This is a genomic window from Erwinia sp. 198, assembly GCF_003937915.1.
Lineage (GTDB): Bacteria > Pseudomonadota > Gammaproteobacteria > Enterobacterales > Enterobacteriaceae > Erwinia > Erwinia aeris.
Genome location: NZ_RHUM01000022.1, coordinates 1 through 26,566 on the forward strand (window position 1 = coordinate 1; position 26,566 = coordinate 26,566).

General features: G+C 52.1%; 46 protein-coding genes and 1 pseudogene. 6 read left to right on the plus strand and 41 right to left on the minus strand.

The genetic code is table 11. From position 1 onward, the window contains the following. Positions 1 to 478: 478 nt before the first annotated feature. On the plus strand, positions 479 to 1,033 hold the full coding sequence (locus tag EGK14_RS20675) for a gamma carbonic anhydrase family protein (RefSeq protein WP_125290966.1): 555 nt from the start codon (positions 479 to 481) through the stop codon (positions 1,031 to 1,033). Here the strand turns inward: EGK14_RS20675 and EGK14_RS20680 are convergent. The 6 genes from EGK14_RS20680 to dprA are packed head-to-tail and all read right to left on the minus strand — an operon-like array spanning position 1,009 to position 4,793. After that, complete coding sequence (locus tag EGK14_RS20680; protein WP_125290967.1) at positions 1,009 to 1,260, minus strand: DUF1488 domain-containing protein; 252 nt, start codon at positions 1,258 to 1,260, stop codon at positions 1,009 to 1,011. The two genes, EGK14_RS20675 and EGK14_RS20680, sit on opposite strands and share 25 nt — an antisense overlap. After that, positions 1,257 to 2,075 carry a shikimate dehydrogenase gene (gene aroE / locus EGK14_RS20685; protein ID WP_125290968.1) on the minus strand — a complete coding sequence of 273 codons (819 nt, stop codon included), beginning with the start codon at positions 2,073 to 2,075 and terminating at the stop codon, positions 1,257 to 1,259. Before aroE ends, EGK14_RS20680 begins: the two co-directional genes overlap by 4 nt. Before the next feature lie 3 nt (positions 2,076 to 2,078). Then, the gene (gene tsaC / locus EGK14_RS20690) at positions 2,079 to 2,651 is read right to left on the minus strand and encodes an L-threonylcarbamoyladenylate synthase type 1 TsaC (protein ID WP_125290969.1); all 573 of its coding nucleotides are present in this window, start codon (positions 2,649 to 2,651) and stop codon (positions 2,079 to 2,081) included. Then, positions 2,641 to 3,198, minus strand: coding sequence for a type I DNA topoisomerase (locus tag EGK14_RS20695; protein ID WP_125290970.1), 558 nt, complete (start codon positions 3,196 to 3,198; stop codon positions 2,641 to 2,643). The genes tsaC and EGK14_RS20695 overlap by 11 nt, the downstream gene beginning before the upstream one ends. Positions 3,199 to 3,223: 25 nt before the next feature. Continuing rightward, the gene (gene smg, locus EGK14_RS20700; RefSeq protein WP_125290971.1) at positions 3,224 to 3,697 is read right to left on the minus strand and encodes a DUF494 family protein Smg; all 474 of its coding nucleotides are present in this window, start codon (positions 3,695 to 3,697) and stop codon (positions 3,224 to 3,226) included. Further along, a complete protein-coding gene (gene dprA, locus EGK14_RS20705) occupies positions 3,669 to 4,793 on the minus strand; it encodes a DNA-protecting protein DprA (protein ID WP_125290987.1) in 1,125 nt (374 codons plus the stop codon). The genes smg and dprA overlap by 29 nt, the downstream gene beginning before the upstream one ends. Positions 4,794 to 4,912: 119 nt before the next feature. Between dprA and def the strand changes: the two genes are divergently transcribed. The 5 genes from def to mscL all read left to right on the plus strand — a co-directional run bounded on the left by def (position 4,913) and on the right by mscL (position 9,710). After that, complete coding sequence (gene def, locus EGK14_RS20710; RefSeq protein ID WP_125290972.1) at positions 4,913 to 5,422, plus strand: peptide deformylase; 510 nt, start codon at positions 4,913 to 4,915, stop codon at positions 5,420 to 5,422. Between the two features lie 24 nt (positions 5,423 to 5,446). Beyond that, positions 5,447 to 6,391, plus strand: a complete 945-nt coding sequence (gene fmt, locus EGK14_RS20715; RefSeq protein ID WP_125290973.1) for a methionyl-tRNA formyltransferase — start codon at positions 5,447 to 5,449, stop codon at positions 6,389 to 6,391. 43 nt (positions 6,392 to 6,434) lie between these two features. Next, complete coding sequence (gene rsmB / locus EGK14_RS20720; protein ID WP_125290974.1) at positions 6,435 to 7,724, plus strand: 16S rRNA (cytosine(967)-C(5))-methyltransferase RsmB; 1,290 nt, start codon at positions 6,435 to 6,437, stop codon at positions 7,722 to 7,724. A 54-nt stretch (positions 7,725 to 7,778) separates the two neighbouring features. Beyond that, positions 7,779 to 9,155 carry a Trk system potassium transporter TrkA gene (gene trkA / locus EGK14_RS20725; protein ID WP_125290975.1) on the plus strand — a complete coding sequence of 459 codons (1,377 nt, stop codon included), beginning with the start codon at positions 7,779 to 7,781 and terminating at the stop codon, positions 9,153 to 9,155. Positions 9,156 to 9,299: 144 nt separating this feature from the next. After that, complete coding sequence (gene mscL, locus EGK14_RS20730; protein ID WP_125290976.1) at positions 9,300 to 9,710, plus strand: large-conductance mechanosensitive channel protein MscL; 411 nt, start codon at positions 9,300 to 9,302, stop codon at positions 9,708 to 9,710. On the opposite strand, the gene EGK14_RS21775 is transcribed toward mscL, so the two are convergent. The 35 genes and pseudogenes from EGK14_RS21775 to EGK14_RS20905 all read right to left on the minus strand — a co-directional run. Beyond that, positions 9,643 to 9,948: an alternative ribosome-rescue factor A gene (locus EGK14_RS21775; RefSeq protein WP_125290977.1), complete on the minus strand. Its 306-nt coding sequence runs from the start codon at positions 9,946 to 9,948 to the stop codon at positions 9,643 to 9,645. The genes mscL and EGK14_RS21775 overlap by 68 nt on opposite strands. 54 nt (positions 9,949 to 10,002) lie before the next feature. Then, on the minus strand, positions 10,003 to 10,425 hold the full coding sequence (gene zntR / locus EGK14_RS20740; RefSeq protein ID WP_125290978.1) for a Zn(2+)-responsive transcriptional regulator: 423 nt from the start codon (positions 10,423 to 10,425) through the stop codon (positions 10,003 to 10,005). Next, the gene (locus EGK14_RS20745; RefSeq protein WP_125290988.1) at positions 10,418 to 10,795 is read right to left on the minus strand and encodes a DUF1992 domain-containing protein; all 378 of its coding nucleotides are present in this window, start codon (positions 10,793 to 10,795) and stop codon (positions 10,418 to 10,420) included. Before EGK14_RS20745 ends, zntR begins: the two co-directional genes overlap by 8 nt. A 116-nt stretch (positions 10,796 to 10,911) precedes the next feature. After that, the gene (rplQ, locus tag EGK14_RS20750) at positions 10,912 to 11,295 is read right to left on the minus strand and encodes a 50S ribosomal protein L17 (protein ID WP_120458461.1); all 384 of its coding nucleotides are present in this window, start codon (positions 11,293 to 11,295) and stop codon (positions 10,912 to 10,914) included. Positions 11,296 to 11,335: 40 nt separating this feature from the next. Beyond that, entirely contained in the window at positions 11,336 to 12,325 is a 990-nt protein-coding gene (rpoA, locus tag EGK14_RS20755) for a DNA-directed RNA polymerase subunit alpha (protein WP_002919219.1), read from the minus strand. A 25-nt stretch (positions 12,326 to 12,350) separates the two neighbouring features. Next, a complete protein-coding gene (rpsD, locus tag EGK14_RS20760) occupies positions 12,351 to 12,971 on the minus strand; it encodes a 30S ribosomal protein S4 (RefSeq protein WP_004160561.1) in 621 nt (206 codons plus the stop codon). 32 nt (positions 12,972 to 13,003) lie between these two features. Further along, on the minus strand, positions 13,004 to 13,393 hold the full coding sequence (gene rpsK, locus EGK14_RS20765; RefSeq protein ID WP_034899652.1) for a 30S ribosomal protein S11: 390 nt from the start codon (positions 13,391 to 13,393) through the stop codon (positions 13,004 to 13,006). Positions 13,394 to 13,409: 16 nt separating this feature from the next. Next, positions 13,410 to 13,766, minus strand: a complete 357-nt coding sequence (gene rpsM / locus EGK14_RS20770) for a 30S ribosomal protein S13 (protein WP_048917626.1) — start codon at positions 13,764 to 13,766, stop codon at positions 13,410 to 13,412. A gap of 135 nt (positions 13,767 to 13,901) precedes the next feature. Further along, entirely contained in the window at positions 13,902 to 14,018 is a 117-nt protein-coding gene (rpmJ, locus tag EGK14_RS20775; RefSeq protein ID WP_004160566.1) for a 50S ribosomal protein L36, read from the minus strand. A gap of 32 nt (positions 14,019 to 14,050) precedes the next feature. After that, positions 14,051 to 15,382: a preprotein translocase subunit SecY gene (gene secY / locus EGK14_RS20780; RefSeq protein WP_124233601.1), complete on the minus strand. Its 1,332-nt coding sequence runs from the start codon at positions 15,380 to 15,382 to the stop codon at positions 14,051 to 14,053. 7 nt (positions 15,383 to 15,389) lie between these two features. Further along, positions 15,390 to 15,824, minus strand: a complete 435-nt coding sequence (gene rplO, locus EGK14_RS20785; RefSeq protein ID WP_125290979.1) for a 50S ribosomal protein L15 — start codon at positions 15,822 to 15,824, stop codon at positions 15,390 to 15,392. Positions 15,825 to 15,827: 3 nt separating this feature from the next. Then, the gene (gene rpmD, locus EGK14_RS20790; RefSeq protein ID WP_004160569.1) at positions 15,828 to 16,007 is read right to left on the minus strand and encodes a 50S ribosomal protein L30; all 180 of its coding nucleotides are present in this window, start codon (positions 16,005 to 16,007) and stop codon (positions 15,828 to 15,830) included. Positions 16,008 to 16,012: 5 nt separating this feature from the next. Further along, positions 16,013 to 16,513, minus strand: a complete 501-nt coding sequence (rpsE, locus tag EGK14_RS20795; RefSeq protein ID WP_004160571.1) for a 30S ribosomal protein S5 — start codon at positions 16,511 to 16,513, stop codon at positions 16,013 to 16,015. Positions 16,514 to 16,527: 14 nt separating this feature from the next. After that, positions 16,528 to 16,881 carry a 50S ribosomal protein L18 gene (gene rplR / locus EGK14_RS20800; RefSeq protein ID WP_004160572.1) on the minus strand — a complete coding sequence of 118 codons (354 nt, stop codon included), beginning with the start codon at positions 16,879 to 16,881 and terminating at the stop codon, positions 16,528 to 16,530. A gap of 9 nt (positions 16,882 to 16,890) precedes the next feature. Beyond that, positions 16,891 to 17,424, minus strand: coding sequence for a 50S ribosomal protein L6 (rplF, locus tag EGK14_RS20805; protein WP_125290980.1), 534 nt, complete (start codon positions 17,422 to 17,424; stop codon positions 16,891 to 16,893). A gap of 11 nt (positions 17,425 to 17,435) precedes the next feature. After that, a complete protein-coding gene (rpsH, locus tag EGK14_RS20810) occupies positions 17,436 to 17,828 on the minus strand; it encodes a 30S ribosomal protein S8 (protein ID WP_052902739.1) in 393 nt (130 codons plus the stop codon). Between the two features lie 30 nt (positions 17,829 to 17,858). Next, entirely contained in the window at positions 17,859 to 18,164 is a 306-nt protein-coding gene (rpsN, locus tag EGK14_RS20815; RefSeq protein ID WP_052902737.1) for a 30S ribosomal protein S14, read from the minus strand. A gap of 14 nt (positions 18,165 to 18,178) precedes the next feature. Continuing rightward, entirely contained in the window at positions 18,179 to 18,718 is a 540-nt protein-coding gene (rplE, locus tag EGK14_RS20820) for a 50S ribosomal protein L5 (RefSeq protein ID WP_024966584.1), read from the minus strand. A gap of 14 nt (positions 18,719 to 18,732) precedes the next feature. Continuing rightward, complete coding sequence (gene rplX / locus EGK14_RS20825) at positions 18,733 to 19,047, minus strand: 50S ribosomal protein L24 (protein WP_020322770.1); 315 nt, start codon at positions 19,045 to 19,047, stop codon at positions 18,733 to 18,735. Positions 19,048 to 19,057: 10 nt separating this feature from the next. Continuing rightward, a complete protein-coding gene (rplN, locus tag EGK14_RS20830) occupies positions 19,058 to 19,429 on the minus strand; it encodes a 50S ribosomal protein L14 (RefSeq protein WP_002919748.1) in 372 nt (123 codons plus the stop codon). Positions 19,430 to 19,799: 370 nt separating this feature from the next. Beyond that, complete coding sequence (locus tag EGK14_RS20835; RefSeq protein ID WP_199746512.1) at positions 19,800 to 20,021, minus strand: hypothetical protein; 222 nt, start codon at positions 20,019 to 20,021, stop codon at positions 19,800 to 19,802. 265 nt (positions 20,022 to 20,286) lie between these two features. Next, positions 20,287 to 20,541 (minus strand): 30S ribosomal protein S17, encoded by a 255-nt coding sequence (gene rpsQ / locus EGK14_RS20840; RefSeq protein WP_024966581.1) that lies wholly within the window; start codon positions 20,539 to 20,541, stop codon positions 20,287 to 20,289. Beyond that, the gene (rpmC, locus tag EGK14_RS20845) at positions 20,541 to 20,732 is read right to left on the minus strand and encodes a 50S ribosomal protein L29 (protein WP_025902044.1); all 192 of its coding nucleotides are present in this window, start codon (positions 20,730 to 20,732) and stop codon (positions 20,541 to 20,543) included. The genes rpsQ and rpmC overlap by 1 nt, the downstream gene beginning before the upstream one ends. Beyond that, positions 20,732 to 21,142 (minus strand): 50S ribosomal protein L16, encoded by a 411-nt coding sequence (rplP, locus tag EGK14_RS20850; RefSeq protein ID WP_002438716.1) that lies wholly within the window; start codon positions 21,140 to 21,142, stop codon positions 20,732 to 20,734. The genes rpmC and rplP overlap by 1 nt, the downstream gene beginning before the upstream one ends. A 12-nt stretch (positions 21,143 to 21,154) precedes the next feature. Beyond that, a complete protein-coding gene (gene rpsC, locus EGK14_RS20855) occupies positions 21,155 to 21,853 on the minus strand; it encodes a 30S ribosomal protein S3 (protein ID WP_002919766.1) in 699 nt (232 codons plus the stop codon). A 17-nt stretch (positions 21,854 to 21,870) separates the two neighbouring features. Continuing rightward, on the minus strand, positions 21,871 to 22,203 hold the full coding sequence (gene rplV / locus EGK14_RS20860) for a 50S ribosomal protein L22 (RefSeq protein WP_000447532.1): 333 nt from the start codon (positions 22,201 to 22,203) through the stop codon (positions 21,871 to 21,873). Positions 22,204 to 22,215: 12 nt separating this feature from the next. Next, complete coding sequence (gene rpsS / locus EGK14_RS20865) at positions 22,216 to 22,494, minus strand: 30S ribosomal protein S19 (RefSeq protein ID WP_013204132.1); 279 nt, start codon at positions 22,492 to 22,494, stop codon at positions 22,216 to 22,218. A 16-nt stretch (positions 22,495 to 22,510) separates the two neighbouring features. Then, positions 22,511 to 23,332 (minus strand): 50S ribosomal protein L2, encoded by an 822-nt coding sequence (gene rplB / locus EGK14_RS20870; RefSeq protein WP_125290981.1) that lies wholly within the window; start codon positions 23,330 to 23,332, stop codon positions 22,511 to 22,513. A 17-nt stretch (positions 23,333 to 23,349) separates the two neighbouring features. After that, entirely contained in the window at positions 23,350 to 23,652 is a 303-nt protein-coding gene (rplW, locus tag EGK14_RS20875; RefSeq protein ID WP_125290982.1) for a 50S ribosomal protein L23, read from the minus strand. Beyond that, positions 23,649 to 24,254 (minus strand): 50S ribosomal protein L4, encoded by a 606-nt coding sequence (gene rplD / locus EGK14_RS20880; protein WP_125290983.1) that lies wholly within the window; start codon positions 24,252 to 24,254, stop codon positions 23,649 to 23,651. Before rplD ends, rplW begins: the two co-directional genes overlap by 4 nt. 10 nt (positions 24,255 to 24,264) lie before the next feature. Beyond that, on the minus strand, positions 24,265 to 24,894 hold the full coding sequence (rplC, locus tag EGK14_RS20885; RefSeq protein WP_125290984.1) for a 50S ribosomal protein L3: 630 nt from the start codon (positions 24,892 to 24,894) through the stop codon (positions 24,265 to 24,267). A 32-nt stretch (positions 24,895 to 24,926) separates the two neighbouring features. Continuing rightward, positions 24,927 to 25,238: a 30S ribosomal protein S10 gene (rpsJ, locus tag EGK14_RS20890; RefSeq protein WP_001181005.1), complete on the minus strand. Its 312-nt coding sequence runs from the start codon at positions 25,236 to 25,238 to the stop codon at positions 24,927 to 24,929. Between the two features lie 329 nt (positions 25,239 to 25,567). Continuing rightward, entirely contained in the window at positions 25,568 to 26,041 is a 474-nt protein-coding gene (gene bfr, locus EGK14_RS20895) for a bacterioferritin (RefSeq protein WP_125290985.1), read from the minus strand. 83 nt (positions 26,042 to 26,124) lie between these two features. Then, positions 26,125 to 26,319, minus strand: coding sequence for a bacterioferritin-associated ferredoxin (bfd, locus tag EGK14_RS20900; protein ID WP_125290986.1), 195 nt, complete (start codon positions 26,317 to 26,319; stop codon positions 26,125 to 26,127). 171 nt (positions 26,320 to 26,490) lie between these two features. Further along, positions 26,491 to 26,566, minus strand: a pseudogene (locus EGK14_RS20905) (elongation factor Tu); the annotation flags it as partial.

Here is a 26,566-nt window from a genome sequence, read left to right on the forward strand (position 1 = left end):
CAAGTGTAAAACGTCATAATGAATTTCATTATGTGTTCACTCTTAAGACTTGATATTTTTTTGCGTCCGGAGACGCTGATATCAATCCTGCGAGTGCCCACACAGATTGTCTGATAAATTGTTAAAGAGCGTTGCGGTAAGCGCCTTGGCGACTTACTGCGAGGTGGCGTATCTTACGCTTTCCTCCTTCAGAGTCAACCACTTTTTCAGAAGTTTTCTCCGGCGGTTCAGTTTCCTGAACCTCCTGAGCCGCTGGCCCGTAAGCCGTTGTGCCGTCTCAGTGGTTGCGCATTATAGGGATCCGTTCGGATAGCACAACCCTTTTTTTGATCTTTCTTTTCGACCGCTGATTTTTCACGCTTATCGTTGTGATAACGGACAATTCGCACAAAAATAGCGCTGATTTTAGTGAAGTTATTGATCGTTATTAGCCTGAGATGCCAGGCTTCATGGATCCTTTTATGAATGAGAGGCAGTTATGTCCGGAAATTTACGTCCTTATAAAGATACGTATCCCCAATGCGGCGAACGCGTCATGGTCGATGCTTCAAGCGTGGTGGTTGGTGAGGTGCAGTTAAATGATGACGTCAGTATCTGGCCGTTGGTTGCCATCCGGGGGGATGTAAATCGCGTTGTTATCGGTAAACGCAGCAATATTCAGGATGGCAGCGTACTGCATGTTACCCACAGGTCTTCTGCTAACCCGGAAGGCTTTCCGCTGATGGTCGGGGAAGATGTCACGGTTGGCCATAAAGCCATGCTCCATGGTTGCCGCATTGGTAATCGTGTTCTGGTTGGCATGGGCTCGATACTGCTGGATGGCGTAATAGTGGAAGACGACGTCATGATTGGTGCCGGTAGCCTGGTACCGCCGGGCAAACGGCTAGCCAGCGGCTTTCTTTATTTAGGCAGCCCGGTAAAACAAATTCGGCCGCTTACTGAAGCTGAAATCAGCGGCCTGCTTTATTCATCTAACAACTATGTGAAATGGAAAGATGACTATCTGGCTCAGGAAAGCCAGATCCAGCCCTGAGCGTCTTCCTTTTCCGCCTTGATCGCCGCTTCTGCTTCCTCCTCCAGATCCCAACGATGTTGGCGGAAGCTTTCTATTACTTCTTTATCTTTACCAAAGCGGCGGATCAGCGATTCGCCGTCAATGGCACAAAGGATCTGAAAGCCGTTGACCAAAGCGGGAAAGCAGATGGCGTTCGCCGCCTCGTCCCACCATTCACGATCGGGAAACAGGATCGCCTGGTTCATCCCTGAAGTTCCGCCTGCAAAGCAGCAATGACGGGCGCGACATCAGGAAACACATCGTGCCATAAAAAGAATGACCACGCCGCCTGCCCTACCAGCATGCCCAGTCCGTCCGCCCTATGCGTTGCGCCCCGCTCCCGGCACCAGTGCAGAAACGGCGTTGCGCCAGGCTGATAAAACATATCGTAGCAGCGGGTTTGCGGGCCGATTAGCGATGCCGGTATAGCCGGAATTTCTCCGCCAACGCCGCTGGAGGTGGCATTGATAATAAGATCAAACTGCCTTGCCTCCAGGCTGTCCATCGGTTCGGCAGCGATTTTTCCAGCCTGCCGAAAAAGCTCAGCCAATGTCTGCGCCTTCGCCAGCGTGCGGTTAGTAACAGTCAGATCACAGCGCAAAGACAGAAGGGGCAGGATCACACCGCGAGCGGCGCCACCCGCCCCCACCAGCAGTACCCGGTCGCCAGGCTTGATCAACGACAGTCTTTCTAAATCGGTCAGCAGACCAATCCCATCGGTGTTGTCGCCCAGCAGCCGCCCGTCGTCCAGCTTCTTTATAGTATTGACCGCGCCCGCCAGCGAAGCCCGCTCGGTCAGTTCATCCACCAGCCGGTAAGCCTGCTCTTTAAAAGGCAGCGTCACGTTAGCGCCCGCACCGCCCTGAGCAATAAAGTCCGCTACTGAACGATCGAATTCATCCACCGGCGCGCAAATACGACCGTAGGGATGAGGGATGCCGGTCTGCTCTGCAAAAAGCTGATGGATCCGTGGCGACCTGCTGTGATTAATCGGATTACCGAATACCGCAAAATTTCGCATTGTTTATCCCTGTCGAATCAGTTCGCCGGTTAAAGCATCGCGAATTTCAGAAGGATTGTTCCGTCCGCCTGTCTCAGCCTGCAAAACGGGGAAATCTTTACCAAACTGCTGATGAACTTCCGCAGCGTGGCGGCAAGGCGGCAGGCCGGTAAGGTTGGCACTGGTGGACACCAGCGGCTTGCCGAAAGCCTCGCATAGCTGACGAACATCGGGATGATCGCTGACCCGCACCGCCAGCGAATCAAATCGCCCTGTCAGCCAGCGAGGCGTGGTTTTACGCGCCGGCACTACCCAGGTGACCGGACCAGGCCAGAACGAGAACATCTTTGCTTTCTGTTCTGCCGTCAGCTGTGCTTCATCAAGATAGGGCTGCAGCTGTCGATAATCCGCCGCAATCAGGATTAATCCTTTTTCGACCGGACGCTGCTTTAACGCCAGTAGCGCCATGACGGCTGTTTCGCTGTCCGGGTTACATCCCAGACCAAATACCGCTTCGGTGGGATAAGCGATGACGGCATCCTGTCGTAAGTGCGCAAGGCAGGCATCCAGCGAGCCTGCCGGGTAGTTATTCTTCAATGCTGTTTCCTGCTGTAACGGGCTTGCCGCAGGCTTTGCTGGCACAAAAGCGCCTGACGCCGCGCGCGGTCTTTTTCTCAATTAATAGAGGGAAATGGCAAAACTCACACTCTCCCTCTACCGGTGTAAAATTAACGGCAAACTGGCAGTCCGGATAACGATCGCAGGCATGAAACATCTTGCCGTAGCGTGAACGCCGCTGCACCAGCTTTCCCTTCTCGCACTGTGGACAGGCAAGCGTGGTTTGGTCGGGCTTATCGATGAGTTCCGTATGCGTGCAGTCGGGATAGCGGCTACAGCCGATGAACATGCCGTAGCGCCCCTGACGTAAAGCCAGCTCCGCCTGGCAAACCGGGCAAAACTGGCCTTCAAGGATTTTAACGATATGGCCGTCGGCCTGGTTTTTAAGGGGGCGGATATAGTCGCATTCGGGATACGCTGAGCATCCCAGAAAAGCGCCGTGCTTTCCTGAACGAATGACCAGTTCCGCCCCGCACTGTGGGCAAGGCTCATTTTTTCGCACAGCGAAAAGCGCTGTTTTATTCATAGCATTTACGACACGAAGACGTTCTTCAGTGCACTATTCCTTCATTGACGTCGAAAAGAAGTTCTTCCATCTGTTGGTAGGCGTTTTCACATCCGGGAATGTTAAACAATACCATCAGCACCACCCATTTGAGATCTTCCAGATCGAATTCAAGCGTGTCCAGCGCCATAATGCGCTCGATAACCATTTCCCGGGTTTCCAGATTCAGCACCTGAATTTGTTCCAGGAACAGAATGAATCCCCGGCAGTTGGCATCCAACCGCTGGCTCTCTTCTTCGGTATAAATCCTCATGGAAAGCGGATCGGCCGCCAGCAAAAAAGGCGCCGTCAGGCCATCCTGATAATCCGCCAGCTTTTCTAACCAGTTCAACGCATTATAAATATCTTCACGATGAAAACCGGCGTCGGTCAAATCGTCCGTCAATTTATCCTGATCGACGCGCATCTCTGCTTCGCTATGAATATACGTTTCAAATAAATACATCAGTACGTCGAACATGGCTTGCCCTCCTCAATCGGACATAGCCGCCGGGTACAGCTGCGATCCACCCTGCTAACTCCAGCTCAAGCAGCTTAGCTACGATAACTGGCACAGGCTGACAGGCACGTTCAGCGACAACGTCAACAGGTGTAACCTCATCTCCTACGTTAGCCAACACCTCGGGAAATGGCAATGAACTATTGTCTTCCACAGCAGAATATATTGTTGAGTTTTTCGCCAGGGGTAACCATTTCAAATCGCTTTGTAACTGCTCAAGGATAGTATTGGGATGCGCGGTCAACAGCGCGCCCTGCTGAATAAGCCAGTGCGTGCCTTCACTACCGGGATTGCCGATTGCGCCAGGCAGCGCATAAACATCACGATTTTGCTCTAAAGCCAGCCTGGCGGTTACCAGCGATCCGCTTTTCAGGGCCGCTTCCACCACCAGCACGCCCAGACTCAAGCCGCTGATGATTCTGTTACGCCAGGGAAAGTGCCAGGCGAGCGGCGCAGCGGCAAGCGGGAATTCAGAAACCAGCGTGCCGCCCTCGGCAACAATCGCTTTCGCCAACGAAAGATGTTGGCGAGGATAGATTTTTATCAGCCCGCCCCCTAATACCGCCAGCGTTTTTCCCTTTACCTCTAATGCGGCCCTGTGGGCGACGCTATCAATGCCCAGCGCAAGCCCACTGGTAATGGTAATACCGCTGAGCGCCAGCGTTTGGGCAAAGAAGGTTCCCCAGTTTCTGCCATAGGCGGAGCAGCTGCGGCTGCCGATGACCGCTATCTGCGGCGTGGTCAGCAGCGCCGGATCGCCCTGAACAAAAAGGGCGGCGGGGAAATCATGGATGTTTTTCAGTAAAGGAGGATAGGCAGGGCTGTCGCAGGCAATAAAGTAGTGGTTATCCTGCTCCAGCCAGGCGAGCGTACTCTTAATGACCCTTCGGTCATAAGCCAGAAAAGCCTCGGCTTGCTCAGCCCGCAGGCCCGCGTCAAGAAGCGTATTTTTATCCAGCGCCGTCTCGCATTGCAGCCTGGCGACGATCGCTTTACGCCGTAGCGCGGACAATTGCTTTACGGCTGACAGACGCAGCCAGATTTCCGTTGCCGTCATCGGTGCCATCCCTGCCCCGGGCTTTGGTTTACATAGCGGGAATGCTGTCAATCATAAGGCGAAATGTCTACAATAAGAGGGATAAATCTCTTATTCCTTGAACACACATCTGGAAAGTTATGTCCGTTTTGCAGGTATTACATTATCCCGACGATCGTCTTCGCATCGTCGCTAAGCCCGTGGCGGAAGTAAACGCCGATATTCAGCGTATCGTTGATGATATGTTCGACACCATGTATGCCGAAGAAGGTATTGGCCTGGCGGCGACGCAGGTCGATATTCATCAGCGCATTATCGTTATCGACGTTTCGGAAAACCGCGACGAGCGTCTGGTGCTAATCAACCCGGAGCTGCTGGAAAAAAGCGGCGATACCGGTATTGAAGAAGGCTGCCTCTCTATTCCGGAACAGCGAGCGCTGGTGCCGCGCGCCGAAAAAGTGAAAATCCGCGCGCTGGATCGTGAAGGCAAAAGCTATGAGCTGGAGGCGGACGGCCTGCTGGCTATCTGTATTCAGCACGAAATGGATCATCTGGTCGGCAAGCTGTTTATCGATTACCTGTCGCCGCTGAAGCGCGATCGTATTCGTAAAAAGCTGGAAAAACTCTATCGCCAGACGGCTCAGGACTGATGAACATCTGAAGAAGGGAACCCCGTGTCCGACTCTTTAAACATTATCTTTGCCGGCACGCCTGACTTTGCAGCGCGTCATCTTGACGCACTGCTGTCGTCCAGCCACAAAGTAGTAGGCGTTTTTACCCAACCCGACCGTCCGGCGGGCCGCGGCAACAAGCTGACGGCCAGCCCGGTTAAACAGCTGGCTGAGCAGCATGGCATTCCCGTGTTTCAGCCAAAATCCCTGCGTCCCGAAGAGAACCAGCAGCTGGTTGCCGATTTGCACGCTGACGTCATGGTCGTGGTGGCTTATGGCCTGATCCTGCCGGCCGCCGTGCTGACTATGCCGCGCCTGGGCTGTATCAACGTACATGGTTCGCTGCTGCCAAAATGGCGCGGCGCGGCGCCTATTCAGCGCTCGCTCTGGGCTGGCGATGCGGAAACCGGCGTGACTATCATGCAGATGGATGTCGGTCTGGATACCGGCGATATGCTGCATAAACTGGCCTGCCCGATTGAAGTGGACGACACCAGCGCCAGCCTCTATCAGAAGCTGGCCGAACTTGGCCCGCAGGGCATGTTGACCACGCTTGAGCAGCTTGCCTGCGGCAGCGCGCAGCCGGAAGTACAGGATGAAGCGCTGGTTAGCTATGCGGAAAAGCTCAGTAAAGAAGAAGCGAAGCTGGACTGGACGCTATCCGCTGCCCAGCTTGAACGCTGCATTCGCGCTTTTAATCCCTGGCCGGTCAGCTATTTCACTATTGACGACCAGCCGGTCAAAGTGTGGAAAGCCTCGGTATTACCGCACGTGGCAAAACAGCCTGGCGAAATTGTTCAGGCGGACAAAAACGGCATCCAGATTGCGACTACCGATGGCGTTCTCAATATCGAAGAGCTACAGCCTGCCGGTAAAAAAGCCATGAAGGCGCAGGATCTGCTGAACTCCCGCCGTGAATGGTTTAATCCTGGCAACATCCTTGCCTGACACCTCGCCCGGCCTCGTGTCGGGCGATATTTAAAGCGATCCTATGAAAAAAAATACCAATCTGCGCAGCGTGGCTGCCGAGACTATTGAGAAAGTAGTCGAGCGTGGCGAGTCATTAAGCACCGTGCTGCCTGTCGCGCAAAAATCGCTGGCGGAAAAAGACGCCGCGCTGCTACAGGAGCTTTGCTATGGCGTGTTGCGTACGCTGCCGCAGCTGGAGTGGGTTATCAGTCAGCTGATGGAGCGCCCGCTTACCGGAAAGCAACGCGCCGTTCATTTCCTGATTATGGTCGGTCTTTACCAGCTGATGTTTACCCGTATCCCCGCCCACGCCGCGCTGGCAGAGACGGTGGAAGGTGCGGTCGCACTCAAACGGCAGCAGCTGAAGGGGCTGATCAACGGCGTGCTGCGCCAGTTCCAGCGCAAGCAGGAGGAGCTGACGACGACGATGGCAGAAGGCGATCAGCAGTACCTGCATCCGAAATGGCTGCTGACAAGGCTCAGAAACGCCTGGCCGGCGCAGTGGCCGCAAATTGTGGACGCTAACAATCAGCGCCCGCCGATGTGGCTGCGTGTCAATCGACAGCATCACAGCCGTGAAGAGTGGCTGACGCTGCTGCAGGAAGCCGGTAAAAATGCCGAGCCTCATCCGGTGCACAAGGATGCTCTGCGGCTTGATGCTCCCTGCCCGGTGTCGCAGCTGCCCGGATTCGATCGGGGCTGGGTGACGGTACAGGATGCCTCCGCTCAGGGCTGTGTCGCCTTGCTCGACCCACAAAACGGCGAAATGATTCTGGATCTTTGTGCCGCGCCGGGCGGTAAAACCACGCATATTCTGGAAGCCGCACCTGAAGCCAGCGTGCTGGCCGTAGATATCGATGCGAAGCGGCTGGCCAGGGTCAGCGAAAATTTGCAGCGGCTGAATATGACTGCCGAAGTGAAAGTCGGCGATGGGACAGCGCCCGAACAATGGTGTGGCGACAGGCAGTTCGATCGGATTTTATTGGATGCGCCGTGCTCGGCAACCGGCGTAATTCGCCGTCACCCGGATATTAAATGGCTGCGTCGCGACCGCGATATTCCCGAGCTGGCGGCTATCCAGCAGCAAATTTTGGATGCTATCTGGCCACACCTGAAGCCCGGCGGCACTTTGCTTTACGCTACCTGTTCGGTTCTGCCGGAAGAAAACCATCTACAGGTTGCGGCATTCCTGGCGCGTCATACTGATGCTACGCTGAGTGATACCGGTGACGAAAAACGGCCAGGGATTCAGGTTTTTCCTGATGCTCAGGGCGGTGACGGCTTTTACTATGCGAAGCTGGTAAAAAAATAACGTAGCGGCCGGCACGGTCGGCCTAATCCATTTTCCTGAACAGACTGAAGCACAATGAAAATCATTATTCTTGGCGCCGGTCAGGTTGGCGGCACGCTTGCCGAAAACCTGGTAGGTGAAAACAACGATATTACCGTGGTGGATACGGATTCCGGTCGCCTGCGTCAGTTACAGGATAAATACGATTTACGCGTTGTGCAGGGCCACGGTTCCCATCCACGGGTGCTGCGCGAAGCGGGCGCGGAAGATGCCGATATGCTGGTAGCGGTAACCAGCTCGGATGAAACCAATATGGTTGCCTGTCAGGTAGCCTACTCTCTTTTTAATACGCCGAACCGTATCGCCCGTATTCGCGCGCCGGACTATCTGCGCGATGCCGAACGACTCTTTATCCCGGAAGCCGTGCCGATCGATCATTTGATCTCGCCAGAGCAGCTGGTTATCGACAATATTTACCGGCTAATCGAATATCCGGGCGCGCTACAGGTAGTCAATTTCGCCGAAGGCAAGGTCAGCCTGGCGGTAGTAAAAGCCTATTATGGCGGGCCGCTGGTCGGTAATCCTCTGGCAATCATGCGTGAGCATATGCCGCACATTGATACGCGCGTCGCCGCTATCTTCCGTCAGGACCGCCCTATCCGCCCGCAGGGTTCAACGATTGTGGAAGCAGGCGACGAGGTCTTTTTTATCGCCGCAAGCCAGCATATCCGTGCAGTCATGAGCGAATACCAGCGTCTGGAAAAGCCCTATAAGCGTATTATGATTGTCGGCGGCGGTAATATTGGCTCGGGGCTGGCGCAGCGGCTGGAGAAAAATTACAGCGTCAAACTGATTGAACGTAATCAGCAGCGCGCCGCCGAGCTGGCCGAGCTGTTGCAAAACACCATTGTCTTTTACGGCGATGCGTCGGATCAGGAACTGCTGGCCGAAGAGCACATCGATCAGATCGATCTTTTTATTGCCATTACCAATGACGACGAAGCCAATATCATGTCGGCAATGCTGGCGAAGAGAATGGGCGCGAAGAAAGTTATGGTGCTTATCCAGCGAAAAGCCTACGTCGATCTGGTACAGGGTAGCGTGATCGATATTGCCATCTCGCCGCAGCAGGCGACGATTTCTGCGCTGCTGGGCCACGTGCGCAAGGCCGATATCGTTGGCGTTTCCTCGCTGCGCCGTGGCGTGGCCGAAGCGATCGAGGCGATCGCGCATGGGGATGAAACCACCTCGCGCGTTGTCGGCAGATCTATTGACGATATCAAACTGCCGCCGGGAACTATTATTGGTGCAGTTGTGCGCGGCGATGATGTAATGATCGCTAACGACAATCTGCGGATCGAGCAAGGCGATCATGTGATCATGTTCCTGACCGACAAGAAATTTGTGCCAGACGTAGAAAGACTGTTCCAGCCCAGTCCGTTCTTTTTATAACGCTTCGCGCTGCCAGGGACTGGCACCGTGTTTACCCCTTACCGCTACTCTTTTCATCTGTCGTCTGGTTTTTCTCCGCCGTTAGCATGGCAAAAGCCGGTTCGTTTGTTAGACTTATTCACTGGCACAGGAAAGGAGATAACAATGAGTTTATTCAAAGAGTTTCGCGATTTCGCTATGCGCGGCAACGTTGTCGATCTGGCGGTCGGTGTAATTATTGGTGCCGCATTCGGTAAGATCGTTTCTTCTTTGGTGGCGAACATCATTATGCCACCGCTGGGATTGTTGATTGGTGGAATAGACTTCAAACAGTTTGGCTGGGTACTCAAGCCCGCCGTCGGCGATGCGCCTGCGGTCGTGATGCAGTACGGTATCTTCCTGCAGAACGTTTTTGATTTTATCATCGTGGCTTTCGCTATCTTCCTGGCTATTAAGCTGATGAACAAGCTGCACAAGAAGAAAGAAGTTGAAAAGCCTGCGCCTAAAATCAGCGCGGAAGAGACGCTGCTGACTGAAATCCGTGATTTGCTGAAGCAGAAAAACGGCCAGATCTGACAGCATCAGTAAAAAAAGAACCGCCTTCGAGGGCGGTTTTTTTATGGTCTGAAAGCAGAAGGCCAGTGGTAAAGTCTGCTTTACCACTGGCCTCCCGGGCTGCGTGCTTGTCCTTACGCCGATAGCTGCCTTTGCCTTTTTTATTCGCTTCGATACGCGTTTTGAACAGCGGGTCATGTAACAAAGCCTCCAGCGCGTTATCGCGAATGGTGCCTTTCCTGTGTTGATATTTAGTCATATACCTTCCTTTTGGTTGAATCGGCAATGAATATAGAACGCAAACGTCAAAAGATCAATCCGCCGTCGGGGCCAGTGCGCCTTTCTCTAATGCTTCCAGTATGGAGCAGTAAACGCTGCTGTGAGCCGTTCCGCAGCAGGCATCATTCAGCCTGGTCAGTGAACGCTGCATATGCTGCAGTTCAGCGATCATGCTTTCGACTTCCTGCAGTCTCGTTTGCACGATAGTTTTTGATTCCTGGCAGGTATGGTGTTCAGGATCGATGCGGATCGAAAGCAGTTCACGAATGGCTTCCAGGCTAAAACCCAGCTGTCTGCCATAACGAATAAACCGAAGACGCTGAAGATCGTTCTGGCTATAGAGCCGGAAACCGCCCTCCGTGCGGATCTCATGATCCATCATGTGCTGCTTTTCATAATAACGGATCGTATCGGGCGTTACGTCCGCCAGTTTGGCCAGCTGGCCTATTTTATACATCCTTTTCTCCAAAAAGCCGCTGCTGTAATTGTCCGCCGTACTCGCTCCTGAGAAAGTCGGTACTCATTCCTGCCTGCCTGAGCTTGCTTTCTAAAAGCGTGAGGTGTTTAGCGTATTGAGCATAGCGCTCATCCGTGGGCTCAATACCGGCAAGCAGTTCATTGAGCTCCACCGCTTCGCGTCGCATTTCCAGCTCGGGCGGGAGAAAACCGGAATTTTTCATCAGGCGATATGCCGCACGCAGTTCGGGCGGCACGTGACTGTCGTCATCCAGCGCCAGCTTTTTACCGCTGCCGGGCAGATTATCGAATTCGCCTTTTTTTTGGGCTTCAGCAATGTGCTGTTCTACCAGCTGGTCAAATAACCACATCATGACCTCGTGGACGGGGGAAAGAACAAACAGGATAGCGCGTTGTAAAAGGGAGGGGAAATTTCAGATATAAAAAAACCGGGCATACGCCCGGTTTTTCCAGATTGCGGCAGATATTACTCTGCTGCTTCTGCTTGAGCTTCTGGACGATCAACCAGCTCGATGTAAGCCATCGGAGCGTTGTCACCAGCGCGGAAGCCACACTTCAGAATACGAGTGTATCCACCGGCACGGCTCGCGAAACGCGGGCCCAGCTCGTTAAACAGTTTTGCCACGATCTCGTTATCACGAGTGCGGGCGAATGCCAGACGACGATTAGCTACGCTGTCGGTCTTGGCAAGAGTAATCAGCGGCTCAACTACACGACGCAGCTCTTTCGCTTTTGGCAGGGTCGTCTTGATGATTTCATGACGAACCAAAGAGCCTGCCATGTTGCGGAACATAGCCTGGCGATGGCTGCTGTTGCGGTTCAGTTGACGACCACTCTTACGATGGCGCATGACCTTATCCTTCTCAGTGAAACCTTAACCTGTGATCGGGTTATTCATCAGCGATGCTAGCGGGCGGCCAGTTTTCCAGGCGCATGCCCAGAGACAGACCACGAGAAGCCAGCACGTCTTTAATCTCGGTAAGAGATTTTTTACCAAGGTTAGGCGTTTTGAGCAGCTCAACCTCGGTACGCTGTACCAGATCACCGATGTAGTGGATAGCTTCTGCCTTAAGGCAGTTAGCAGAGCGGACAGTCAATTCCAGATCGTCAACAGGGCGCAGCAGGATCGGATCGAATTCTGGTTTCTCTTCTTTCACTTCCGGCTGACGTACATCACGTAAGTCAACGAAAGCTTCCAGTTGTTCAGCCAGAATGGTTGCCGCACGGCGGATCGCTTCTTCAGGATCGATAGTGCCGTTGGTTTCCATTTCGATGACCAGCTTGTCCAGGTCAGTACGCTGTTCTACACGCGCTGCTTCAACATTGTAGGCAATACGCTCTACAGGGCTGTAGCAGGCGTCGACCAACAGACGACCGATCGGGCGCTCATCTTCTTCCGAATGAATTCGGGCAGAAGCCGGCACATAACCACGACCGCGCTGAACTTTGATACGCATGCTGATAGCCGCGTTCTCATCAGTCAGGTGGCAGATCACGTGCTGCGGCTTGACGATTTCGACATCACCATCATGGGTGATATCGGCTGCAGTCACAGGGCCAATGCCAGATTTATTCAGAGTAAGAATAACTTCATCTTTCCCCTGAACTCTTACCGCCAGCCCTTTCAGGTTGAGCAGGATTTCCAGGATGTCTTCCTGTACGCCCTCTTTGGTGCTGTACTCATGTAGTACACCATCAATTTCAACCTCGGTCACCGCGCAACCCGGCATTGATGAAAGCAGAATACGGCGCAGTGCGTTACCAAGAGTATGGCCAAAGCCACGCTCTAAAGGCTCAAGGGTCACCTTGGCGTGCGTCGAACTCACTTGCTCGATATCTACCAGGCGCGGTTTTAGAAACTCTGTCACAGAACCCTGCATTGTGTCCTCTCTTTGGTACTAAGCTTTACTTGGAGTAAAGCTCGACGATCAGGTGTTCGTTAATGTCCGCAGACAGATCGGTACGTTCAGGAATACGTTTGAACACACCTTCCATCTTAGTTGCATCAACTTCCAGCCAGGTTGGCTTTTCACGCTGCTCAGCCAGCTCCAGAGCGGCTTTCACGCGAGACTGCTTTTTGGCTTTCTCACGGATGCTAACAACGTCATTCGGAGTTACCTGATAAGAAGCGATGCTAACAACGCGACCATTTACCATGATGGATTTGTGGCTAACCAGCTGACGTGCTTCTGCACGAGTGGCGCCAAAGCCCATACGGTAAACAACGTTATCCAGACGACCTTCCAGCAGAGCTAACAGGTTTTCACCGGTGTTGCCTTTCAGACGTGCTGCTTCTTTATAATAGTTACGGAACTGACGCTCCAGCACGCCGTAGATACGACGAACTTTTTGCTTTTCACGTAACTGTACGCCATAGTCAGACAGACGCGGTTTACGCGCACCGTGCTGGCCAGGGGCTTGTTCAATCTTACACTTGGTATCAATCGCGCGAACGCCAGACTTCAGGAAGAGGTCTGTACCTTCACGACGGCTCAGCTTGAGCTTAGGACCCAAATATCTTGCCATTTTCTTTCTCCAACATTCCTAAAAAACGAGCGTTATACGCGGCGTTTTTTCGGCGGACGACAACCGTTGTGAGGGATCGGAGTCACATCAGTAATATTAGTGATGCGGAAACCAGCAGCGTTCAGAGCACGAATCGTTGATTCGCGGCCTGGACCAGGACCCTTAACCATAACTTCCAGGTTCTTAATACCGTACTCTTTCACGGCGTCTGCGCAACGTTCAGCGGCAACCTGTGCAGCGAACGGCGTAGATTTACGAGAACCACGGAAACCGGAACCACCGGCTGTTGCCCAACCCAGCGCGTTACCCTGACGATCGGTAATGGTCACGATGGTGTTGTTGAAAGATGCATGGACATGAGCCACGCCATCAGAGACTTGCTTTCTTACACGCTTGCGTGCACGAACTGGTGCCTTTGCCATTATTCAATCACCCCGATTATTTCTTGATCGGTTTACGCGGACCCTTACGGGTACGTGCGTTGGTCTTGGTACGCTGACCGCGCACTGGAAGACCACGACGATGACGTAAACCACGATAGCAACCAAGGTCCATCAGACGCTTGATGCTCAGGGTGACTTCACGACGCAGATCGCCTTCAACAACAAACTTTGCAACTGCGTCACGCAGAATGTCGATTTGTTCTTCAGACAGCTCACTGATCTTAACATTTTCAGCGATTCCCGTTGATGCACAGATAGCCTGTGAGCGGGTCTTGCCGATGCCGAAGATCGCGGTTAATGCGATAACGGTATGTTTATGATCAGGAATGTTAATGCCTGCTATACGGGCCACTATGCACTCCTACTATTTAAATATGCGCCCCATGCTGAAAAGCCCGTTTTCAGGATACTCAAATGGAAACGCATAGACATACAAAAGATTGGCTGGCTAATCTAGCCAGCTCAACCCGACTTTGCAAGAAAAATATTAGCCCTGACGCTGTTTATGCTTAGGCTCGGCGCTGCAAATCACACGTACGACACCATCACGACGGATGATTTTGCAGTTACGACATAATTTCTTGACGGAAGCACGAACTTTCATTTTTACTCTCCGTAACTTCTCAAGCGCCTGAATTAACGGCCGTAGCCCTTCAGGTTTGCTTTCTTCAATGCAGACTCGTATTGACTGGACATCATCAGAGTTTGCACTTGAGCCATAAAGTCCATGATGACAACAACTACGATCAGCAGTGAAGTACCGCCGAAGTAGAATGGAACTTTCATCGCATCACGCATGAACTCCGGGATTAGGCAGATGAAAGTAATGTAAAGCGCACCCACTAACGTGAGGCGAGTCATTACTTTATCGATGTACTTCGCCGTCTGTTCTCCCGGACGAATTCCTGGTACAAATGCACCAGACTTCTTCAGGTTATCTGCTGTTTCACGCGGGTTGAAAACCAACGCCGTATAGAAGAAACAGAAGAAGATGATTGCAGTCGCATAGAGTAACACATAAAGCGGTTGACCAGGCTGCAAATACATTGAAATAGTCGTCAGCCAGTTCCAACCGGTTCCGCCCCCGAACCATGAAGCTATGGTCGCCGGGAACAGGATAATGCTGGAAGCAAAGATTGCCGGGATAACCCCTGCCATATTCACTTTCAGCGGTAAATGTGTGCTCTGCGCAGCATAGACACGACGGCCTTGCTGACGTTTCGCATAGTTCACCACAATGCGGCGTTGACCACGCTCAACGAAAACAACGAAGAAGGTCACTGCAAATACAAGAACTGCAACCAACAGCAACAGGAGGAAGTGCAGGTCGCCTTGCCGCGCTTGCTCGATGGTATGGCCAATGGCCGGCGGCAGTCCCGCAACAATACCAGCGAAGATTATGATGGAGATACCGTTGCCGATACCCCGCTCAGTAATCTGTTCACCCAGCCACATCAGGAACATTGTCCCGGTCACCAGGCTGACAACAGCGGTAAAGTAGAAGGCAAAGCCTGGATTTAACACCAGGCCCTGCATTCCAGGCATATTCGGCAGACCGGTAGCAATACCGATAGACTGAAATATGCCCAGTACCAGTGTGCCGTAACGGGTGTACTGGCTAATCTTACGACGGCCAGCCTCCCCTTCTTTCTTTATTTCTGCCAGCGCGGGATGAACCACGGTCAGCAGCTGGATAATAATCGAGGCCGAAATATACGGCATAATACCCAGGGCAAAGATAGAAGCACGGCTCAGAGCACCACCAGAGAACATGTTGAACATTTCAATGATGGTGCCACGCTGTTGCTCAAGCAGTTTGGCAAGTACAGTGGCATCGATACCAGGGATTGGAATAAAAGAGCCAATGCGGAATACAATCAGCGCACCAATCACAAACAGAAGTCTGCGTTTTAGTTCGCCAAAACCACCTTTGGCACTTTGAAAATCTAATCCCGGTTGCTTAGCCATCTGCTACTTATTCCTCAATTTTACCGCCAGCAGCTTCGATTGCAGCACGAGCGCCTTTAGTGACACGCAGACCGCGAACCGTTACCGGAGCAGAGACTTCGCCAGACAGGATAACCTTAGCGAATTCGATCTGAATACCGATAATGTTGGCCGCTTTCAGCGTGTTCAGGTCGACGATCCCGCCTTCAACTTTCGCCAGGTCAGACAGACGAACTTCTGTCGTAACCATAGATTTGCGAGAGGTGAAACCGAATTTCGGCAGACGACGGTACAGAGGCATCTGGCCACCTTCGAACCCACGACGTACGCCACCGCCAGAACGAGAGTTCTGACCTTTGTGACCACGACCGCCGGTTTTACCGAGGCCAGAACCGATACCACGACCCAGACGCTTGGAAGCGTGTTTAGACCCGTCGGCCGGAGACAGAGTATTTAAACGCATCTGTTACTCCTCCACTTTAACCATGTAGGAAATCGCGTTAACCATGCCGCGTACAGCTGGCGTGTCTTCACGCTCTACGGTGTGGTTAATACGACGCAGACCCAGGCCAAGCAGCGTTGCCTTGTGTTTCGGCAAACGTCCGATCGAACTGCGGGTTTGAGTAATTTTAATAGTCTTAGCCATGGTCATTACCCCAGAATGTCTTCAACGGATTTGCCACGCTTGGCAGCGACCATTTCTGGGGAATTCATGTTGGCCAGGCCATCCAGCGTTGCACGAACCACGTTAATCGGGTTAGTGGAACCGTAGGCTTTAGCCAGAACGTTATGAACCCCAGCGACTTCCAGAACGGCGCGCATTGCACCGCCGGCAATGATACCGGTACCTTCAGAAGCCGGCTGCATGAACACACGAGAACCTGTGTGCACACCTTTAACAGGGTGCTGCAGGGTGCCGTTGTTCAGCGCGACATTGATCATATTGCGACGAGCTTTTTCCATCGCTTTCTGGATCGCTGCTGGAACTTCACGCGCTTTACCGTAACCAAAACCGATGCGACCGTTACCGTCGCCTACCACTGTCAGTGCAGTGAAGGAGAAAATACGACCACCTTTAACGGTTTTCGATACGCGATTTACCGCGATCAGCTTTTCCTGCAGTTCGCCAGCTTGTTTTTCGATGTGTGCCATCTTACACCTCTACCTTAGAACTGTAGGCCAGCTTCACGGGCAGCATCTGCCAGTGCCTGGACACGACCATGATATTGGAAACCAGAGCGGTCGAAAGAAACACCAGTGATGCCTTTTTCGATTGCGCGCTCAGCGACTGCTTTACCAACAGCGGCGGCGGCGTCTTTGTTTCCAGTGTACTTCAGTTGCTCACTGATTGCTTTTTCTACTGTAGAAGCAGCAACCAGAACTTCAGAACCGTTTGGAGCAATTACCTGTGCGTAAATATGACGCGGGGTACGATGTACCACCAGGCGAGTTGCACCCAGCTCTTTGAGCTTGCGGCGTGCGCGGGTCGCACGACGGATACGAGCAGATTTCTTATCCATAGTGTTACCTTACTTCTTCTTAGCCTCTTTGGTACGCACGACTTCGTCGGCGTAACGAACACCCTTGCCTTTATAAGGCTCAGGACGACGGTAGGCGCGCAGATCGGCTGCAACCTGTCCAATCATCTGCTTATCAGCGCCTTTCAGCACGATTTCAGTTTGAGTTGGGCATTCAGCAGTGATTCCCGCTGGCAGCGCGTGTTCAACAGGGTGAGAAAAGCCCAGGGCCAGACTCACAGCGTTGCCTTTCACGGCCGCACGATAACCTACACCAACCAGCTGCAGCTTCTTAGTGAAGCCTTCGGTAACACCGATAACCATACCGTTCAGCAGTGCGCGAGAAGTACCAGCCTGTGCCCAACCGTCTGCAAAACCTTCGCGTGGTGCGAAAGTCAGAGTGTTGTCAGCATGCTTAACTTCTACAGCATCGTTGATAGTACGAGTCAGCTCGCCGTTTTTACCTTTAATCGAAATAACCTGACCGTCGAGTTTTACCTCTACGCCGGCAGGAATGACGACAGGTGCTTTAGCAACACGAGACATTCTTTCCTCCGTTAAGCTACGTAGCAGATAATTTCGCCACCAAGACCAGCCTGGCGCGCTGCACGATCGGTCATAACACCTTTAGAGGTAGAAACAACAGCGATACCCAGTCCAGCCATTACTTTTGGCAGTTCGTCTTTGCGTTTGTAGATACGCAGACCTGGACGGCTTACACGCTGAATGCTTTCTACCACAGCCTTGCCCTGGAAATACTTAAGAGTCAGTTCCAGTTCTGGCTTGGTGTCGCCTTCGATTTTAAATTCTTCAATATATCCTTCTTCCTTCAGCACGTTGGCAATTGCCACTTTCAGCTTGGAGGAAGGCATGGTGACCGCAACTTTGTTCGCGGCCTGACCGTTACGGATACGGGTCAGCATATCCGCGATCGGATCTTGCATGCTCATCTGTCTTTACTCCCGTGATTCAATTGGTAATTACCAGCTAGCCTTTTTCAAGCCAGGCACTTCACCGCGCATGGCGGCTTCACGCAGCTTGATACGGCTCAACCCGAATTTGCCCACATAACCATGTGGACGGCCAGTTTGGCGGCAGCGGTTACGCTGACGGGACGGGCTGGAATCACGCGGCAGAGTTTGCAGCTTGAGAACCGCATTCCAACGATCTTCGTCGGAAGAGTTCACACTAGAGATGATAGCTTTTAATTCCTCGCGTTTAGCGCGGTATTTATCAGCCAGTTTTACGCGAACGACTTCGCGTGCCTTCATCGATTGCTTAGCCATGAAGTAACCCTACCTTACTTGCGGAACGGGAAGTCAAAGGCAGCCAGCAGAGCACGGCCTTCATCGTCAGATTTCGCAGTAGTGGTAATGGTAATATCCAAACCACGAACGCGATCGACTTTGTCATAGTCGATTTCTGGGAAGATGATCTGCTCACGAACGCCCATGCTGTAGTTACCACGACCGTCGAATGACTTAGCGGACAGGCCACGGAAGTCACGGATACGAGGTACAGCAATAGAGATCAGACGCTCAAAGAACTCCCACATGCGTTCGCCACGCAGAGTTACTTTACAGCCGATCGGATAGCCCTGACGGATTTTGAAGCCTGCAACAGATTTGCGTGCTTTGGTGATAAACGGTTTTTGACCGGAGATTGCTGCCAGGTCAGCTGCTGCGTTATCCAGCAGTTTCTTGTCAGCGATCGCTTCACCAACACCCATGTTCAGGGTGATCTTCTCGACCCGAGGGACTTGCATGACAGAATTGTAGTTAAACTCAGTCATGAGTTTCTTAACTACTTCGTCTTTGTAGTAATCATGCAGTTTCGCCATCGTACTACTCCAAATTACTTGATAGTTTCGCTGTTAGATTTGAAGAAACGGACTTTTTTGCCGTCTTCGAATCTAAAGCCTACACGGTCAGCCTTGCCGGTGGCAGTGTTGTAAAGTGCAACGTTGGAAACCTGAATAGCGGCTTCTTTTTCAACGATGCCACCTGGTTGGTTCAGAGCCGGAACCGGCTTCTGATGTTTCTTCACCAGGTTGATACCTTCAACAATGACCTTGCCAGAAGACAGGACATTCTTAACTTTACCGCGCTTACCTTTATCTTTGCCGGTCAGCACGATAACTTCGTCATCGCGACGGATTTTAGCTGCCATTTTTCGCTCCTTAGAGTACTTCTGGTGCCAGAGAGATAATTTTCATGAACTTTTCAGTACGAAGTTCACGAGTTACCGGCCCAAAAATACGCGTTCCGATAGGCTGCTCGCTGTTATTGTTTAAAATAACGCATGCATTACCATCGAAGCGAATGACAGAACCGTCCGGGCGACGAACACCCTTCTTGGTGCGCACCACTACCGCCTTCAGCACATCACCTTTCTTAACCTTACCGCGAGGAATTGCTTCCTTGATGGTAATTTTGATGATATCGCCTACGCCTGCGTAGCGACGGTGCGAGCCACCCAGAACCTTGATACACATTACGCGACGTGCACCGGAGTTGTCGGCGACGTTCAGCATAGTCTGTTCTTGGATCATTTTAGTGCTCCGCTAATGTCAACTACTACTTCGGGACCTGATTCAGGTCGTATAAAAGCCCCATTATTGAGGGCGCAGCATTATAACACCGCATCTCGCATATGGGTAGAAAAAATAAACGACTCATATCGAGTCGATATTTGATCCTCTAAATTGAGGAACGCGACATTCTAAGGAATTGTTCACCCGGTAGCAATCGTAATCTGCACACTTCTTCAGCTTGATGGGGATTTAAAGGCGTAATTCTGAAAACCGCTGGTAAAAAAGACGGTTTTCTGACCGTCTTTTATGGCGATTCTCACCGCTCAGGGATAAAGCGTGGCGGCGAGCGTATTAGGCTACGCAACGGTTTTGCCCGAATCTGTCAGGGTCATCTGCCTTTCGCGAGCGCGACTCTGCCCTCAACTACGCTGTAAGCCACCGCTCCCGGCACGGTTCTTACTGGCGCAATACCGCAAGCAAGCCGCATACCGGAACAGGAGCGGCGTGCAATGCCCGCGCCGGTGCGCACAAAAAGGTTGATGTCGTCATCATCCAGCTTCACGCAGCGGGCATGCCACACGTCATGCCCAATCCAACCTGCCTCTTCCATTCCGGCGGCAACCCTTCCCTGCTCTGCCCCAGGCTCATGCTGCCGTGGCTGGCATAAAAAAGCATCCCATCCGGGCAGCGGCTGCAATACTGTTATCCAACCGGCAGCCTTAAGGGGTATTAGATAATTAAACGCGATCGGGATCGCCGGGCAGCTGCCGCGATTGGCGAGCTTTTTATTGGAGAAGGTTTTGCGAAAGGAAAAGATGGCGGAGCAGAAAAGAAAAAACCCCCGCAAGCGGGGGTTTTTCAGAGAGAAGAAGTTCTTACAGAACCGCTTTCTCTACAACGCGAACCAGGGTCCAGGACTTAGTCTTGGACAGTGGACGGCATTCACGGATTTCAACCTTGTCGCCGATACCACATTCATTGTTCTCGTCATGTACGTGCAGTTTAGTCGTACGCTTAATGAACTTACCGTAGATTGGGTGTTTCACGAAACGTTCGATAGCTACAACAATGGATTTCTCCATCTTGTCGCTAGTCACACGACCTTGCAGAGTACGGATTTTATCGGTCATTACGCACCCGCCTTCTCAGTCAGTAAAGTCTTAACGCGTGCAACATCACGACGCACTTGCTTCAACAGATGAGTCTGTTGCAGCTGGCCGGATGCTGCCTGCATGCGCAGGTTGAACTGCTCACGCAGCAGGTTAAGCAGCTCAGTGTTCAGCTCTTCAACGCTTTTCTCACGCAGCTCTGTTGCTTTCATTACATCACCGTCTTAGTTACAAAGGTGGTTTTGATAGGCAGTTTTGCTGCTGCCAGCTTGAATGCTTCACGGGCCAGCTCTTCCGGAACACCGTCCATTTCATACAGGACTTTACCAGGCTGGATCAGGGCAACCCAATACTCAACGTTACCCTTACCTTTACCCATACGCACTTCCAGCGGCTTCTCGGTAATTGGTTTGTCCGGGAATACACGGATCCAAATTTTACCTTGACGCTTAACTGCACGGGTCATAGCACGACGTGCTGCTTCGATCTGACGAGCAGTCAGACGACCACGGCCAACAGCTTTCAGACCGAAAGTACCGAAGCTAACATCCGTACCCTGCGCCAGACCACGGTTGCGGCCTTTGTGCACTTTACGGAATTTTGTACGCTTTGGTTGTAACATCAGCGACTCTCCTTACTTACGGCCTTTACGCTGCTGCTTTTTAGGTTGAGCAGCCGGTTCCGGTTGTTCAACAGCAGCCATACCACCCAGGATCTCGCCTTTGAAGATCCATACCTTAACGCCGATTACACCGTAAGTGGTGTGCGCTTCAGAGGTGTTGTAGTCAATGTCAGCACGCAGGGTGTGCAACGGCACGCGGCCTTCACGGTACCATTCGGTACGCGCGATTTCAGCACCGCCCAGACGGCCACTAACTTCAACTTTGATCCCTTTAGCGCCCAGACGCATTGCGTTCTGTACAGCACGCTTCATCGCACGACGGAACATCACGCGACGCTCCAGCTGTGAAGTGATGCTGTCAGCAACCAGCTTAGCGTCCAGTTCCGGTTTACGGACTTCGGCGATATTGATCTGTGCAGGAACGCCAGCGATATCCGCTACGACCTTGCGCAGTTTTTCTACGTCTTCGCCTTTCTTACCGATCACGATGCCAGGACGAGCGGTGTGAATGGTCACACGGATGCTCTTAGCCGGACGCTCGATAACGATACGAGAAACGGACGCCTTAGCCAGTTCTTTAGTCAGGAACTGACGTACTTTAAAGTCGCTGTCCAGGTTGTCAGCGAATTCTTTGGTATTTGCGAACCAGGTAGAGTTCCAGGGTTTAACAATACCCAGGCGAATACCATTAGGATGTACTTTCTGACCCATTGCTAGTCTCCAGAGTCTCAGCGATCGGACACAACCACAGTAATGTGGCTGGTGCGCTTCAGGATGCGATCTGCACGACCTTTTGCACGAGGCATAATGCGCTTCATGCTTGGGCCTTCGTCTACGAAGATCTTCGTGACTTTCAGATCATCAATGTCAGCGCCATCGTTGTGTTCGGCGTTAGCAATGGCAGATTCCAGAACTTTCTTGACCAGTACAGCCGCTTTCTTGTTGGTGTAGGTCAAAATGTCCAGAGCCTGCGACACTTTCTTACCGCGGACAAGATCTGCTACCAGGCGAACCTTCTGAGCAGAAGAACGAGCGTGGCGATGTTTAGCGATAGTTTCCATCTCTTCCTCCTGTTAGCGTTTCTTGGCTTTCTTATCAGCAGTGTGACCGCGATAAGTACGAGTCGGTGCAAATTCACCCAGTTTGTGACCGACCATTTCGTCGGAAACAAAGACAGGAACGTGCTGACGACCATTATGGACAGCGATGGTCAAACCGATCATGTTAGGGAAGATCGTTGAACGACGGGACCAGGTGCGCAAAGGCTTCTTGTCTCCGCTTTCCACCGCTTTCTCTACCTTCTTCAGCAAGTGCAGGTCAATAAAAGGACCTTTCTTGAGAGAACGTGGCATGGCTTATCCTCTAAAATTATTTGCTACGGCGACGTACGATAAATTTATCGGTACGCTTGTTGCTACGGGTCTTCTTACCTTTAGTCTGCAGGCCCCAAGGTGAAACAGGGTGCTTACCAAAGTTACGACCTTCACCACCACCGTGCGGGTGATCGACTGGGTTCATCGCAGTACCGCGAACGGTAGGACGAACACCACGCCAACGAGCTGCACCGGCTTTACCCAGAACGCGAAGCATATGCTCAGCGTTGCCGACTTCGCCCAGGGTCGCGCGGCAGTCGGATTCGACTTTACGCATTTCACCAGAACGCAGACGCAGGGTAACGTAGGAACCTTCACGCGCAACGATCTGCACATAAGCACCGGCTGAACGGGCAATCTGACCGCCTTTGCCTGGTTTCATTTCTACGTTGTGTACGGTGGAGCCCACCGGGATGTTGCGCATCGGCAGGGTGTTACCCGCTTTGATCGCCGCATCAACGCCAGACTGAATCTGGTCGCCAGCTTTCAGGCCTTTAGGGGCCAGGATGTAACGGCGCTCGCCGTCTTTGTACAGAACCAGCGCGATGTTCGCGGAGCGGTTCGGATCGTACTCAAGACGTTCAACGGTAGCCGGGATACCATCTTTGTTGCGTTTGAAGTCAACAATACGGTAAGCCTGCTTGTGACCACCACCGATATGACGGGTAGTGATGCGACCATTGTTGTTACGGCCACCGGATTTGCTGTTTTTTTCTACCAGCGGGGCAAATGGTTTGCCCTTGTGCAGCTCCGCGTTTACCACTTTAACTACGTGGCGACGACCCGGAGATGTCGGTTTACATTTAACAACTGCCATTGTTCTTCTCCTCCGACTTACTCAGCGCCGCCGACGAAGTCCAGATTCTGGCCTTCTTTCAGGGTGACGTAAGCTTTTTTCCAGTCGTTACGACGGCCAATACGCTGTCCGGAACGTTTAACTTTCCCTTTCATGACCAGGGTGTTAACTTCCTTCACTTCCACTTCGAAAAGCTTCTGTACAGCGGCTTTGATTTCTGCTTTGGTCGCGTCTTTAGCAACTTTGAGAACGATGGTGTTGGTTTTTTCCATCGCAGCAGACGCTTTTTCAGATACGTGCGGCGAGCGCAGTACTTTCAGCAGACGTTCTTCACGGATCATGCCAGCATCTCCTCAACTTGCTTAACTGCATCAGCAGTCATAACGACTTTGTCGAAGGCGATCAGGCTAACTGGGTCGATACCAGCTGCATCACGTACGTCAACCTTGTACAGGTTGCGAGCGGCCAGGAACAGGTTCTCTTCCAGTTCGCCAGTGATGATCAGCACGTCTTCCAGCGCCATGTCTTTCAGTTTCTCTACCAGCAGCTTAGTTTTAGGCGCTTCCAGAGAGAACTGCTCGACAACGATCAGACGATCTTGACGTACCAGCTCGGACAGGATGCTTTTCAGCGCGCCGCGGTACATCTTTTTGTTAACTTTTTGACTGTGGTCCTGAGGCTTCGCAGCGAAGGTCACGCCACCGGAACGCCAGATTGGGCTCTTTGCAGAACCTGCACGCGCACGGCCGGTACCTTTCTGGCGCCACGGCTTTTTACCGGAACCAGTTACTTCAGCGCGGGTCTTCTGAGCACGGGTACCTTGACGGGCACCTGCTGCATAAGCAACAACAACCTGATGTACCAGCGCTTCGTTGAAATCACGACCGAAGGTAGTTTCGGAAACAGTCAGCGCGCTTTGCGCGTCTTTCAATACTAATTCCATTGCTATCCCCTTACGCCTTCACAGCTGGTTTAACAATCAGGTCGCTACCGGTTGCACCGGGAACTGCACCTTTAACCAGCAGCAGGTTGCGCTCAGCGTCAACACGTACTACGTCCAGGCTCTGAACGGTTACGCGCTCATTACCCAGCTGGCCTGCCATTTTCTTGCCTTTGAACACTTTGCCCGGAGTCTGGTTCTGACCGATAGAACCCGGAACGCGGTGAGACAAGGAGTTACCGTGAGTAGCATCCTGAGTACGGAAGTTCCAGCGCTTAACAGTACCGGCAAAACCTTTACCTTTAGATGTGCCAGTCACGTCAACTTTTTTCACGTCAGCGAAAATATCAACGTTAATGCTCTGGCCTACGGTGAATTCGTCGCCTTCAGCGGTACGGAATTCCCACAGACCACGGCCAGCTTCTACGCCAGCTTTAGCAAAATGGCCTGCTTCAGGCTTGGTGACGCGGTTTGCTTTTTTAGCACCGGCAGTTACCTGGATAGCAGTGTAGCCGTCGTTTTCCAGGCTCTTAACCTGAGTCACGCGGTTTGCTTCAATTTCGATCACGGTTACTGGGATAGATACGCCGTCTTCAGTGAAGACGCGGGTCATGCCCACTTTTTTACCGACTAAACCAATCATTGTTTCAACCTCTCAATCGCTCAATGACCTGATTAACCCAGGCTGATCTGCACGTCAACACCTGCAGCCAGATCCAGACGCATCAGAGCATCAACCGTTTTTTCAGTTGGCTCAACGATGTCAACCAGACGCTTGTGAGTGCGAATTTCATACTGATCGCGCGCATCTTTGTTGACGTGCGGGGAGATCAGAACGGTAAAGCGCTCTTTGCGGGTCGGCAGAGGAATTGGACCACGAACCTGCGCACCAGTGCGCTTGGCAGTCTCAACGATTTCTGCGGTCGATTGATCGATCAGACGATGATCAAACGCTTTAAGACGGATACGGATTCTTTGGTTCTGCATGAGACCAGAGCTCCAATTATTTATAAACGAAAAAAATTACTACTCGCACCCATTACGATTGATGGGGGAGTGTAATCGTCTGCACATAACTCCCCGATTGGGAGTATTGTCAGGGAGCTAATTGCTCGCCTGCGGTTCAGATTGAACCGGGCCGTCATTTCTGACAGGCCCGCGCATTATACGTACGTGGGCGGGCTTTGCAAGGTGTTTCTTGTCGCAATCGCTTTATGAAGGGGATAATGAAAGAGAGATAAGTGCACGGCAGATACAAAAGCGCCGCCGAAGTTACTGTTTCGGCGGCGTATATTTATTCAGCAACATGTGCCCTGCTATTCCACTTTTATTTGCGACTGTAGATAGTTCTGGACGCCGATTTTCGCAATCAGCTCCAGCTCGGTTTCCAGAAAGTCGATATGGTGCTCTTCATCTTCCAGAATGACGATCATCATATCGCGACTGACGTAGTCATGAACCTTGTCGGCATAAGAGATAGCCTCGCGCAGATCTCTGGCCCCTTCCAGCTCCAGCGCCAAATCTGAACGCAGGATCTCCTCAACGTCTTCGCCGATGCGTAACCGCCCCAAATCCTGCAGATTGGGTAGGCCCTCGAGAAAAAGAATGCGCTCTATATACTTATCCGCATGTTTCATCTCGTCGATCGACTCGTGATACTCAATATCGTTAAGGCGCATCAGTCCCCAGTTTTTGAACATCCGCGCGTGCAAAAAGTACTGGTTGATGGCAACCAGCTCATTTCCAAGCAGTTTGTTTAAATGACTTATGATTTTGGCATCGCCCTTCATCTTGCTTCCTCCGCTTCCGGTTATTCAGATCGTAGATGCACAATCCGGGAAGTCAAAAAAACATGACAAATTGCAGGGGATTATCAGGCAATCTCTTTATACAGCGGCGCGTTCGGCAGTTCTTCATTCATGATGTCGTGCGCCAGGCGCAGGCATTTGCCGCACTGCTTGCCCACGGGCAGGAGCTTGCGCAGCTGCTGGATAGATTTGGGCTGGTAGCGGCGAACCACTTCACGAAGGGTTTTGTCGCTGATGGCGTTACACAGGCAGACGTACATAATTTTATTCCGGTACAAATAACGATCAAATTGTAAATGAGAATCGTTTTTATTTCAATCTAAATGCGGTCTCCTTTCTTACCCTGCGCTTTCTGAATATCGCCCATAAAAAAAGAGCACCGAAGTGCTCTTTTTATCAGCAAGCAGAGCGAACCCTGCCGTTATCTACAATTAAGCGATAACTTTAGCAACAACGCCCGCGCCAACGGTACGGCCGCCTTCACGGATTGCGAAACGCAGACCGTCG